Origin of the sequence: Bradyrhizobium sp. ORS 285 (assembly GCF_900176205.1) — a bacterium.
Taxonomy (GTDB): domain Bacteria; phylum Pseudomonadota; class Alphaproteobacteria; order Rhizobiales; family Xanthobacteraceae; genus Bradyrhizobium.
Genome location: NZ_LT859959.1, coordinates 1,206,276 through 1,219,652, shown reverse-complemented (window position 1 = coordinate 1,219,652; position 13,377 = coordinate 1,206,276). Strand labels below are relative to the sequence as shown.

Sequence of the window (13,377 nt, the reverse complement as noted above, 5' to 3'; positions counted from 1 at the left end):
TTCACTTCCGGCCGTAGGACTTGACGCTGTACGATTCGGACCGTACGATCTGACGCTACGTACGCTTCAAGCTGATTTTAACAAGCGCCGGCCATATTGAGCTGCGGACACCCGATCGACTGTCCATTCCGAACGGCCTCCGAATGAGTGGACACACGTAGCAGACCCGACAAGTATACAGGTGTCGGCTGTTGGTTCCAGTCGATATCGCCCGCCATTGCGGAATGATGTAGTCCGGGCTTGAGCTAGATCCGAATGTTGTGAGTAGGCCCTAATAAGTGGGGTTTTTGGCTGATTTGACCGCGGGGGGTGGGGCAACGCAACGGCGCTAGACTCGATCGACGCCAGTCTCTTCGTTCGTCACGGTTCTGAACCGTGTCCGGGCCCATGCAAGACCAAAGCACGGGGGGTCATTGCGCCACAACGAAACCTCGTCCGGAGCGTGATACCAACGAAATCCGCCGACGGAGGCCTATACTACAGCAGAATGCTAGGGTCCTGAACGAGAGATTTGCAATTGCGATACCTTGGCTTGAGTATCGTATCGGCAGAAGCGTTCGATGGACGTGGGGATGTCATCTGCGGACTTGATCAACTCGAATGGCTTGAATCGTCATTCTGATGACAGATGAAGTCCAGAATATCCGCGCGCAGGGACTGGACGCTGCGATAGATGCGCCCCCGGATCTTCTGGTCGGGTGACAGCGAAGAACCGCTCACATGAGTGCGTCGGGACAAACTTGTCGGCGTGAGATGAATATGCGAACCTGGCCGCTTGGCTAGCAGGTTGCGGATCATTAGGAGGCCATGTGTGCGGCATAGTTGTCCACGAAGAGTGGACATCGAGACCGCGGCTTCGATGTCATCGACGAATTTACGGAACTTTGCCGCACGGGTGACGGGAATTGCATTTGCCGATGACATTGCCCGTTGCACTATCTAGCGCCGCAGAAGGGCAAGTTGTCAGACACTTCAGGCCGTCAGCTTTTGATCAGCAGTCACGGATAGAAGGTAATCTCTGCTTTTTGAGTTCCCTAGCGTGTACGAGGCTGCCATGGACCCTAGCACCTGCGATCGATTGCCCCCGGAATCCAGAGGTTCCATTCATCTGTTGGGGCGACAACAGGCAGCTCAGGCGGCGCGAGCGAACGAAGGTGCACGAACGGATTTTGAGCAGCGACTAGGTGAGGCGGCGGCTGAAGCCAGCATTGCTAGCGATACCCCGCGCCCGGCCTATCCTCATCTGTCTAGCGAAGATGAAAACCTCATAGAGGCGGTTAAAACGAGCGCTGTGCGGAGGAATGTGCAAGAGCAAACGGCTCGGAACTATGCCTGTTCTCTACGAAAACTTGGGAATCATCTTGTCTCGCGAGGCAAGACTATCTCCGGACTCGACCACGCGTCCCTGCTTGATCATGCGTGGCTTTACTTTCCTGCCGACCAGCAAATGCGCCACGCCGTAGGGGCGCTTCGTAAGCATCGTGACTCTAGGGTGGCTGATGCACCTAGACATTATGTTCCCCCTTCGGAAGACAAGAGTCTGATCGATGGAGCAATTCAAGCAGCTGCGGCACGCCGTGGATGGTTACCGAGCACAGTCATGAAATATGACCGTATTCTTCGTAGAATAGCGAAGTCTCTCGAGTCTCAGAAACAAACGATCGCCGCGCTCGATCACAACTCGCTCGTCGGTCACGTGAAAAGGACATTCGGCAGTGACAATGAAATGGACGACGCGTTGATGGTGCTTCGCGAGCACCGTGAGCATGACACCCGACCTGCACGTCGAGTTCGTGAAGATCATCCTCCCGCTGTCGAAGACAAACGACTGATTGAGGCTGCTGCAGGTGCGAGCGGGCGCTCTAAGAAGGCCGTAGGCGTTTACGTAAAAAATCTTCTTAGGTTCGCTGGGACGCTTAACGCAAATGGTCAACGAATGACCAACTTTGAGTATCCGGAGCTGGTTAAACTCGCAAAGGGGCTGTTTCCCGGCAATAAGAGCATTATTGCCGGCCTGGGCATGATTCGCGATTATCGTAACGCGGAGAGCGCTTCCGGCAGCGGCGCGCCTTGGCCTGCGGGGGATGATCTGGCCGTCGCGTCGCCGGAGTTAAGTTTCGACGCGAATGAGCTTTGGCGGATACTGGAAGATCGAGCTGTTCCCTCGCTACCACTCCACAGCTCAGTGGGGCTTGAGGATGCCTCGAATGAGCCGGATCGGCTGCGGGCTGAAACTATGAACACGGCGCCGCTGCTGGTGTCGGACAGCTCACGTGTCGGTCATCCGTCGGACAGAGTGAGTCAGCCAGGTCCAACCGATACATCGCCGGAGTTAAGCTTCGACCAGGATGAGCTCTGGCGGATACTGGAGGATCAGCCTATGCCCTTGCTACCACTCCACAACTCAGCGGGGCTTCCGGATAACTCGAATGAGCTAGATTGGTTGCGGGCTGAAACTTTGAACACGGCAACGCTGCTGGCGTCGGACAGCTCACGTGCCGGTCATCCATCGGACAGAGTGAGTCAGCCAGGTCCAGCCGTTACATCGCCGGAGTTAAGCTTCGACCAGGATGAGCTCTGGCGGATACTGGAGGATCAGCCTATGCCCTTGCTACCACTCCACAACTCAGCGGGGCTTCCGGATAACTCGAATGAGCTAGATTGGTTGCGGGCTGAAACTTTGAACACGGCGACGCTGCTGGTGTCGGACAGCTCACGTGCCGGTCATCCATCGGACAGAGTGAGTCAGCCAGGTCCAGCCGTTACATCGCCGGAGTTAAGCTTCGACCAGGATGAGCTCTGGCGGGTACTGGATGATCAGCCTATGCCCTTGCTACCACTCCACAACTCAGCGGGGCTTCCGGATAACTCGAATGAGCTAGATTGGTTGCGGGCTGAAACTTTGAACACGGCGACGCTGCTGGTGTCGGACAGCTCACGTGTCGGTCATCCATCGGACAGAGTGAGTCAGCCAGGTCCAGCCGTTACATCGCCGGAGTTAAGCTTCGACCAGGATGAGCTCTGGCGGATACTGGACGATCAGCTTATGCCCTTGCTACCACTCCACAACTCAGCGGGGCTTCGGGACCGACCGAGCTGATCCCTGACACTATTCGATCATTGGTGGGTTGTCACCGCCGCTTCCTGCGCGACGCAGAGCCCCCTGCGCGGCTCTGCGTCGCGCAGGAAGCGGCGGTGACGGCGATGATCCGAGGTCGCGAACCGAGTGCCTTGCCCCTCAAGCCTCATCCAGCTTGAAGTTCGTTCTGGCCCGCAACGAGGACCAGAGCATGAAGCGCAGCCGCTTTACGGCAGAGCAGATCATCGGGATTTTGAAGGAGCACGAGACTGGTGTTCCGGTCGCCGATCTGTGCCGCAAGCATTGCGTGAGGTAAGCATCCGGCGTAGGCCGCAGGCTGACTATATTATCTGGATTGCCGGCGTTTGAGCAATCCTGAGTTCTCCTTGTGCATTCGAACTTGTTCGATCAGATTTTCGACGCCCGCGTTGGTGAAGGCCTGGACGCCATCTTCTCCGACGCCATAGACCCAGACCACGCCGTCCTGGATCTCCATCTCGTTGGCCACGTCGATCAGCCAGCCTTCATCTTCCCCGAAGTCTTTCGCGACCTGGGTGAGGGTGGTCCTCTCTAGTCTAGGGGCCAGAACGAACTTCAAACTGGATTAAGCCCGAGCGGCAAGGTCATCAGCTCAGCCCGGCGACTCCATCTCCATCAACCGCTGGACTGCAAAGCCGATCATCTCGCGCAGAAGATGCGCGTCCGCGGCCTTCTCCACGAGCGCGCGAAGGTTCATCATCTCGTCGGTTATCGGTGGTTCCTCAAATAAGGTTGATGTCAGCAACCCAACCCTACCCCACCGATCAGTCGCCGGTGACCACCGCAAAGCTGTCCAACGCTACGGCGCAATGGGGAGGAGCGCGCGGGCGGACGGCCTTACTCTACCGAGTTACACCACGCCCGGGGACACGACCAGTTTCGTCGATAAAGACCAGGCGGGAGACGTCAATCTTGTCCTGGTGAGCTTTCCAGCGCGTCCGCTTACGAGCGACGTCTGGGCGATCCTGTTCGGCTGCGCGGATCGTTTTTTTTATAGCTCAGCCCTTCAGCATGTACGAAGGTCCACACCGCGCGAACATCTGTTTTTATCCCGCGGGCCGCCAGCTCCTTTGTCAGTTGACGCAGCGTGAAAGGCCCCGAGCGGATGCGTTGACGCAACCAATCGGCGTTGTCTCCAGATAGAACTGGCTTCTTGTGACCGCCGATCTTGCCAGGTGTGATATTGCCGGTCTCCTGCCTCAGCTTCTTCCATTTCGGGATGCAGGACGGGCTGATCTGGAGACAGCTTGCAATCGAGCGCACGCTCTCGCCGGCATCTGCCCGCGCCAGAGCAACCTCACGGATATCTTCCGAATACGGTCGCGTCATCCATGCTGGCCTCCGCACCCCAGCATGAAGCTTGAATCAGAGATTGCCTCCCTTGGGAATCCGATTCTGAAGAAAAACAACGCGCTCCCCTAGCCCGCGCCGAGAAGCCCCACGAATTGCCGTTGCTTCGCGAGCGCCACTCCACGTGAAACCGACGCAGACTTCCTTCGATACTCGATGGCGCTTTAGTGAGAGCTCAGCATCGACCGTCCACTGCGCCCCTTTTTACGACGCACCGCCCGGCGCGCTCGACCGTCCAGCCGCTTAACACAATTCAACGGCAGCGTTGTATAGCCATTCTGATGAATACAGAGCCTCCTTCACAGACGCACTCCCCCAAGCGTAACGGCCTCCGCCCTACGATAATGACCTCATACGCTCCGCCTCTTCGAACATTATCTGGCGCATCCAAATGCTGGCTGGATCACTGTCCTGAAGCTCTGGCCATTGAACTGCCTCCGTGAACTCAGGAAGCGGCAACGGCAACTCCACAATCCGCAAACTCATGAAAGACGCGAAGTGCATCGCTAGCCTTGAATGCATGGTGGCTATTCGGTCAGTCCCCAGCAACAGTGGCGGAATAATACTGAAGCTCGACGCAACAATATCAATCCGACGCTTCTGACCGCACTCCATCAACAACCCTTCATCGATTGCAGGCTTATTTGATCGTCCAAATCTTACTACGACATGCCTCATTTCGGAAAATTGCTCAATACTTAACTCCTTCGATAGCCTTTCATTTGACTGACATCCAACGCACACCAGCCTTTCATCGAACAATCGTTCACTTGGATTGTCCGTCGACATATACATTTCTGGAAATATGAGAAAATCCACTTCGCCGCGACGAAGCAGCTCATCAGGCTGATCATCAAACTGAATCAGGTCAACTCTTATGCCCGGAGCCTCGCGCGCCACCCGGGCAAGAACGCTTCTGAAGAATACCAATGTTGCAAAATCCGACAGAACAACACGAAAGCAACGCTCGGACTTTGCCGGATCGAAGGTCTTACGTGACGCTATCGAGAGATGTATGTGCAGCAGCGCCTCTCGCGTAGGCGCAGCCAGATCTCTCGCAAGAGGCGTGGGAAGCAGCCCACGCCCCTTCATGATAAACAACTCATCATTGAAGTACGCTCTCAGTCTACCCAAAGCAGCACTCATAGCAGGCTGACTAAGATGAATCTTGCGCGCCGCAGCAGTGAGGCTACCCTCACTCATGAGCGCGTCCAGCGCCACAAGTAGATTTAGATCAAGCCCCTTGAAACGCATATCGTATCATCCGTTATCTATATTATAGCTTCAGTCCCGATCGCCCTTATGCGACCAGCACGACATTCTGCGTCAGCCCGGATACCCGATTCGCGATTGGGTCAATTTCGCTACACGTTATGACGGTTACAAACCGCCGCACTTACGCTCTGCGCCAGCAGGAGCCAACCTAATGCACCGTTCAACGCCTCCGCGCTCCCCCCTCCGCCTCCTAGCTGACCAGCGGCCCCTCGACCAAGAGATCGCCGTACTTCCCCAAGGGCTAAGAGAATACACAGCGCCGATCGCCGATGGCCCACTTCCTCGCATACTGAATCCTCGACTGCCGCCAAGCCGCTTCCGTCCAAGTAAACGTATCAGCAGACCACAAAGCGACTCCGCACCAGCTTCAACTCTGAACGAGCAGAGCAACAACGTCTTGGTCCGCGCACCTGAGATCTTAGTCAAGTGCAAACAAGGACCTGCCAACTCCGCTTCAATTACAATTTCCCGTAAACCCGCCACTCCAACTCGACGTGTACGAGGACCAACCAGCTTGTTGATCAAGCCATTGACGATGCAACTCAAGCCGCACCCTATAGACGCAGACTAGAGCGATCCGCGCATTGAGGCAGCCACAACTGCGCCCGATACCGCTAAACTCGGTCCAGCGTCACTCTCGATAAACTCATTCCATAGACTCATTGAGAACCACTCAGCTCTATTGTCCGTTAACGAATTGACCAATTCGAATGACCATCGCTTCGATTCCACGTTGAACGATAGGACGCCTTGGCAACACACTAGCAACAGCCATGCCAACCACCCTAACTGCTCCAGAACAGCGGGAAAACCGACGCAACTCATCAATTCACGCTCGTCGCTCTCCCATTCTCCGCCGTGACACGCGAAATCTCGCTGACGCCAAGGTCGCAATCGGCAAAATTCCGCACTTCGCACACCCCTAAAGATCCTCCCGCCTCGATCGCGACAGCCCATATTTTGCCATCTTCTCGTTTAAGGTTCGACGCGGCAACCTGAGTTGCTCGGTCACGGCAGTAATCGACCAGTCGCTGTCGCGTAGAGCAGTTTCGATGAGAGTCCGCTCATAGACCGACACGCGATCTGCGAGGGAACGATGCGCAACGTCCCCATTATCTCCACGTCTTAGGATTTCGCCTACGGTTCGTCCCGTAGCCGCTATTCCGAGCGCATACCTTTCCGCAACGTTCTTCAGCTCTCGCACGTTGCCCGGCCATTCGTGAGCAAGCAACGCATCGAGATCATCCGTTCGAAGCGGCGACAGGGGACGACCGACTGCCTTTGCGGCAGCATCTGCAAAGTGCTCGAACAGCAGCAAAACATCGTTGCCACGTTCACGGAGTGGAGGCAGATGAATTTCCGCCGCCGCAAGTCGAAAATACAGATCCGACCGAAAACGCCCATGACGGCTTTCTGCAGCAAGATCCCCTTTCGCTGCGGCGATAACGCGAACATCGATGGGGATCAGCTTGTTTGATCCTATTCGCTCGATAACCCGTTCCTGGAGGGCCCGCAGGATCTTGGCCTGAAACGAAAGCGGCATGCTCTCGATCTCATCGAGCAACAATGTACCGCTGCTGGCGTGCTCGAACTTTCCAATACGGATGCCACGTGCGCTCGTGAACGCCCCCGCTTCATGACCAAATAATTCACTCTCGAACAATTCTGCCGGAATTGCCGCACAGTTTACCGCCACAAATGGCGCGCTCGATCGTGATCCGTAGTCATGCAGCGCCCGCGCCACTACCTCCTTACCGGTTCCAGTCTCACCCGAGATAATCACACTACGGTCATGAGCGGCCAACTCCAAAACGCTAGCGCGGATTGCCGCCACACTCTTTGAAAGACCGATCAATCTCACATTGATCGAGTCCGGAGCTGCTACCCGGTTTGCGAGTTGACGCAACTGCCGCTTTAATTTTCGTCGCTCGGTCGCCCGGGACATTACCGCCGAAAGTAGCTCGGGATCATATGGCTTCTGAAGAAAATCGTACGCGCCCTCGCGCATTGCGGCAACTGCTAACGGCACGTCGCCATGCGCAGTGAGCATCACTACCGGAATATCGGGGTCAATGCGATAAACATCACGCATCAAGTCAAGCCCCGAGCGCTGCGCCATACGATAATCCGTCAGCACAACGTCTGGCGCGGCTTTACGCACCGCCTCGATAGCTTCTGGCGCCCCCCCTGCAACCCAAACCTCAAAGCCGCCAAGCTCAAGCCATTGGCGAAGTGAATTGCGAACGATTTCCTCGTCGTCAACAACAAGTATTGACCCGATCATACCTAAAGCTCGCGTAGAAGCTGCGGCGGCGCGCTCAGAGCGATAGGAACCGTTACCTTGAATGTCGCCCCCCGCCCCGGCGTGCTGCTTACCAAAATCTCTCCTCCACACTCACGAACAATCCCGTACGATATCGAGAGCCCGAGCCCAAGCCCCTCTCCAACACCCTTTGTTGTGAAAAATGGATCGAAAATCATTCCGAGATGCTCCTCAGCTATTCCAACACCGTTATCGCTCACGGTGACTACGGCACTATCTCCTACCTGTGACAGCGTGACTTGGAGTACTCTGCGACGGCTCTCTCGCATTGCATCCAACGCATTTGAGATCAAATTGACGACCACTTGCTCCATACGGATAGGATTGGCAAGCACGCGCACCGACGTGACAGGTTCGGAGTACCTTATTTCGACGTCTTCACTTGTTAATCGATACCGAAGCAGCCGAAGCGCGTGTTCAATCACTTCCTGCAGGTCAACAATGTCGCGCACCCCCGGCTCATTGCGTGCAAACATCTGCAGGTGATTGATCAGAGCCATCATGCGTTCAGCTATCGTCGACATCATGTCGAGATTGGCCGTCGCACGATCGACCTGATTACGACGGAGTAGCACTCGACTGCTCGCCAGATAGGTTATCATTGCGGCGAGCGGCTGATTGATCTCGTGAGCGACCCCGGCAAGAGCCTGCCCGAGGCTCGCGAGCTTCGCACTTTGTGCAAGGCTATCAAGAGTACGTCTTAGCTCGTCGGTCCGTTCGGCGACACGTTGCTCTAGAATGTTATGCGAACTAAGTTTCGCTTTGATGGCCTGCCGGCGCTGGTAAGCCACCAGAACGACCAGCGACGACGCGACCAGACCGAAGCCGCACACCGTCGCTATCAATGCAGCTTCCCACCGCGCATCCTCAACGGACGAGAATAGAAGCAGGGTCCAACGCTGCTCGAGGGGACGCGCCTTAAGAAGAAACCGATCTCGTTGAGAGCCGTCGCGGCCGCGCGCGGTACCTATTTGACCTCCTTGGCTGAGGGACTCCCGCAAGAACACAGGTGTCGCGCTTATTGGTTGACCGAATTTGCGTTTAACGTTCAGATCATTAATCTGCTGAGCGGAGATGGCCTGGAGGGGACGATACTTCCAATCTTGACGGCTCGAAAGAAATAGTACTCCGTCTTCGTCCTGGACGGCAACCATCTCTCCTGCGCGGCTCCAGCTGGACTCCAGCGTCGTAAGGTCGATCTTGACAACCGCCACCCCAAGGATACTGCCGCCGTCCACAATTCGATGTGAAAGGAAATAACCAGGCAGCCCAGTGGTAGTTCCGACAGCGTAGTCGGCCCCTGCCCCTTCATTGATCGCGTCTTTAAAATATGTCCGAAAGGAATATTCCTCGCCGACGAAGCTTGGTTCCTTGTCGAAATTGCTCGCCGCCAAACCATGGCCTGTGCTGTCGAGGACGTAGAGCTCGGCCGAGCGAGCGCTTTCATTCAACGATTTTAAATACCGATTAGCGGCCGCAACGACCTCCGAATCTCCGGGTTTTCGATAGAGATCGCGAATGGGATCTGCGAGGGAAAGCACTGCCGGTAAATAGCGATAACGAGCGACCGTCGCATCAAACGTACTAGCGACGAGCGCGAGTCGGTCATTGGCCTCTCGCTCCACCTGCACCAGCCCGACATTCCATGCCAGGGTATATATTAGCCACCATACCGCCCCAACTATGGTGATCACAAACATAACGACCTGCGTCGAAGGCAGAGGCAGACGAATAGCACGCATTTCCACTCCGGGATTCAGCTACTTACCCGATAATGCTTGACTATATTGGCCGGCCCACAAACCATCAAATTTTTGGATATGAAATGACTGCTTAGACTTTTTACTGGCCAATGCGTCGGACATAGCACGTCCCATGGGCCCTACGCTTTCAAGCGCCACTCTAATAGGTGCCAGCATCTAGACTCCCGGTTCCGTCACCGCTCGGGATCGGGACGATCAGCATGGCGATGAAGCCATCCTGCCGCGTTCTCCCAGAGGGCTCAGCTGACTTAAGGGATACGACCTTGCCTGTCTTCGCCTGCTATCCGCAAGAACACCACAATCACTATCTTGCATACTATCGCCCGGAATCGCGCAAAGCCAGACTCAACACCCCACCCGCCTTGTTGACAAGGTCTGCCGACATCCCGGCACTCTCGCTCCTAGGCAGCCTGAATGCTGCGCAAGAACGCAGTCACTTGTTCATTTAGACTTCGACACTGCCCGTCAAGAACCTCCGAGGTACGCTTAACGTTATCGGCGGCAGCCGCGGAGGTATCTGCATCGGACTTAACGCCCGAGATACTACTTGCCACGTGCCTCGTTCCATCGGCCGCGATTTGTGTACTTCGTGATATCTCTTTGGTCGCAGCGCCCTGCTGGTGCACTGCAGCAGCGATCGCGGTTGCCACCTCATTCACCTGCGCGATAATACCACCTATACGCTGAATCGCCTCAACTGCGTCAGCAGCGACTTTCTGGATACCGGACACCTGCTCCGATATCTCCTCAGTTGCTCCAGCTGTCTGACTCGCAAGCATTTTGACCTCTGAAGCCACGACGGCAAATCCGCGACCAGCTTCTCCAGCCCGAGCCGCTTCGATGGTCGCGTTCAGCGCCAAAAGATTGGTCTGCGACGCGATGTTGTTTATCAGCACTACTACCTCTCCAATCCGCCCGGCGGAGCTCGCGAGACCTTGTACTGTACTATCTGTCGTGAGAGCCTGATCAACTGCCCGACTAGCGATACCCGCAGCCAAAGCCGCCTGCCTGCTAATATCAGTAATGGATGCATTTAATTGTTCAGCCGCAGACGCAACTGTTTGCACGCTGAGGGACGCATCACTCGACGCCCGCTCCGCTTTGCGCGCTCTATCATTGCTCAAATTCGACACGCTCGTAAGATCAAGCGAAGTTGTTCGCATGTCTTCTGACGCACTACGCAGCTGACTGAGCGAGTTTCTCACGACACCTTCAAAACTCGCGACTAGACTTTCCACCTCTTTTTGTCGGCGCACTGCTGCAAGGCTACGTTTCCGCTCTTGGGCTTCAATATCGATCTTTTCCAGCGCATGACGCTTGAATGTCTCGAGCGCTGAAGCTAACGCTCCAATCTCATCTCGACGACCATTGAAGCCATTCTCCACCCTGAGATCCCCCGACGCCACTTTGAGCATCGCGTCACGCATTTCGTGCAGTGGCCCAATCACACGCCTCGACAAAATTATCATCGCAGCGCAGCCGACAAGCAACGTAATCACCACCATCGCACTCTGTACCACCAGCGACTTCAGCGCCCCTCTCTCTTCATTACCAGTGAACTCTTTAGCATCTTCGAGCGCCGCCTCCGCGATCTTCGTTGCAGCTGCTAAGCGATTGACAGAATACACGCTCCATTGGCTTGCATTCATTTCTGTTTTTTCATTTCTGAGCGCAGCATTCACCAATTTTTCGCGAACACTCAAGTACGCGTCGCCAAAATAGGCATCATCAGTCTCGCTGATTGCAGCGCTTAGCGCTGGTGACATGCTCATACCAGACATCGTAAGCTTCAGCGCGCTCCAAGCGACCTCGGTACCGCCGACTAGTCTGTCGTACACTAAACGAGCCGCCGGATTCACCTCCGAAACCAACATCATTTCGCCTACTTTCGCTGATGCCTCGCCCGCTGTCTTGCGTAGCAACCACGCAAATTGATTGATTGCTAGCAATTGATCCAGTATCGAGTTTTGCTGTCGAACTCTTGCCCTCAAATCGTCAGATATTGCCTCCGCAACTGCGAGGAGCGCGCTTTCTGTCTCAACATATTCGCTACTTAAAGCAGCACGCCTAACCGCTTTCGGCTTCTCTATTTCGATCCAGAATTCGCGCTGCTGGACCTTCAGCGCTTCCATCAGGCGCCGGAAGTCCTCCACGCTGGCCGGCTTCGACAAAGTGCTGTTGGAGGCTAGCAAATTCATAGCCCTATCGGCTGCGGGGACTAGTGCTCCTCGGATGCCTTTCAAATATTTTTCTGTCTCCGCTTCGAGGGGTACTTCGCTCTGTAACGATCTTGCGGAGCCTACGCGGTCTGCACGCGCACTCGTCATAACCTTGAACATTTCGGATGACGCGTCCGCTGTAGTGGTCAGGATATGGGCGGTCTGCAAGACTGTCCAAGCGCCCCAGGCGCTCACTGATACAACTGCCAGAAACGCGAAAGCAGCCATTACAATTCCGGCCGTAAGCAACTGCGAAATAGTAAAACGGTTCAACATGTTTGTTCTCCTGTCTTCCTAGCATTAATTTAGAAAAATGAACGCTTTGTAATGTTCGCCCCCCGCGTATTTACGGGGTTAATCCATAATTCGGCTGTCGCTATGCACGAGCAATGTCGATCAAAAAGCGGACCGCTGAAGGATAGCGCCGTAGCGGGTGGACGGCTTGCGGTGGTCACCGGCGATTGCCCGGTAGGGTCGGGTTGTTGACACCAACCTGAATCGAGGAACCATCGATGACCGACGAGATGATGAACCTTCGCGCGCTCTTGCAGAAGGCTCCGGACGCGGATCGTCTGCGCGAGATGATCGGCTTCGCAGCCCAGCGGTTGATGGAGATGGAAGTCGCCGGGCTGAGCTGAGCATCTATGGCGAGAAGAGCTCCGAGGGTCTGGCGCAGCGCGACGGTTACAGTGAGCGGACCAGGGAGACGCGCCGGCACGGTCGAGCTGCGCATCCCCAAGCTGCGCAAAAAGGGCCACTTCCCGGGCGCCTGGAGCCGCGCCGGATGGTTGAGAAGGCGCTGACAGGAGGCCTACGTCCAGGGCGTCTCGACCCGCCCGGTCGACGACCTCGTGCAGGCGATGGGGATGAGCGGCATCTCCAAGAGCCTGGTGAGCCGGCTCTGCGGCGAGATCGCCAACAAGAGCCTGCCCCCCCGCGAAGGCTGGGGTGAAGGCCTTCCTCACTCGTCCGATCGAAGGCGACTGGCCGTATCCGTGGATCGACGCCACCTACGTGAAGGTGCGGCAGAACGGGCGCATTGTCTCGATCGCGGTGATCGTCCCGATTGGCGTCAACAGCGACGGCCGGCGCGAGGCGCTCGGCATGGACCTCGGCCCATCCGAGGCCGAGACGTTCTGGACCGCATCCCTCCGCAAGCTCGCCGCCGCGGTTTACGTGGCGCGAAGCACGTGATCTCGGATGCTCACCAGGGCATTAAGGCCACCGTCGCCTAGGTGCTCATGCCACCTGGCAGCGTTGTCGCGTTCACTTCATGCGCAACGCTCTCGCTCATGCCGGTAAGAGCGTAAGCATCCGGGCCGCAGTCTG

7 protein-coding genes and 2 pseudogenes are annotated in these 13,377 nt (G+C 56.1%); 3 read left to right on the top strand and 6 right to left on the bottom strand.

From position 1 onward, the window contains the following. Positions 1-1,600: 1,600 nt before the first annotated feature. Positions 1,601-3,100 (top strand): hypothetical protein, encoded by a 1,500-nt coding sequence (locus tag BRAD285_RS05350; RefSeq protein ID WP_157681663.1) that lies wholly within the window; start codon positions 1,601-1,603, stop codon positions 3,098-3,100. 190 nt (positions 3,101-3,290) lie between these two features. Beyond that, positions 3,291-3,389 (top strand): annotated as a pseudogene (locus BRAD285_RS05345) (transposase); the annotation flags it as partial. A gap of 36 nt (positions 3,390-3,425) precedes the next feature. Here the strand turns inward: BRAD285_RS05345 and BRAD285_RS05340 are convergent. From BRAD285_RS05340 to BRAD285_RS05315, 6 genes are all read right to left on the bottom strand, one after another. Further along, entirely contained in the window at positions 3,426-3,677 is a 252-nt protein-coding gene (locus BRAD285_RS05340; RefSeq protein WP_006612545.1) for a hypothetical protein, read from the bottom strand. Positions 3,678-4,060: 383 nt separating this feature from the next. Beyond that, entirely contained in the window at positions 4,061-4,447 is a 387-nt protein-coding gene (locus BRAD285_RS05335) for a transposase (protein ID WP_006611429.1), read from the bottom strand. 357 nt (positions 4,448-4,804) lie between these two features. Continuing rightward, positions 4,805-5,722 carry a LysR family transcriptional regulator gene (locus BRAD285_RS05330; RefSeq protein WP_006613091.1) on the bottom strand — a complete coding sequence of 306 codons (918 nt, stop codon included), beginning with the start codon at positions 5,720-5,722 and terminating at the stop codon, positions 4,805-4,807. 943 nt (positions 5,723-6,665) lie between these two features. Next, the gene (locus BRAD285_RS05325; RefSeq protein ID WP_006613090.1) at positions 6,666-8,027 is read right to left on the bottom strand and encodes a sigma-54 dependent transcriptional regulator; all 1,362 of its coding nucleotides are present in this window, start codon (positions 8,025-8,027) and stop codon (positions 6,666-6,668) included. A 2-nt stretch (positions 8,028-8,029) separates the two neighbouring features. Continuing rightward, complete coding sequence (locus BRAD285_RS05320; RefSeq protein ID WP_244563584.1) at positions 8,030-9,808, bottom strand: ATP-binding protein; 1,779 nt, start codon at positions 9,806-9,808, stop codon at positions 8,030-8,032. Positions 9,809-10,230: 422 nt separating this feature from the next. After that, positions 10,231-12,324, bottom strand: a complete 2,094-nt coding sequence (locus tag BRAD285_RS05315; protein WP_006613087.1) for a methyl-accepting chemotaxis protein — start codon at positions 12,322-12,324, stop codon at positions 10,231-10,233. 236 nt (positions 12,325-12,560) lie between these two features. Between BRAD285_RS05315 and BRAD285_RS36480 the strand changes: the two are divergent. Beyond that, positions 12,561-13,354 (top strand): annotated as a pseudogene (locus BRAD285_RS36480) (transposase); the annotation flags it as partial. Positions 13,355-13,377 lie beyond the last annotated feature (23 nt).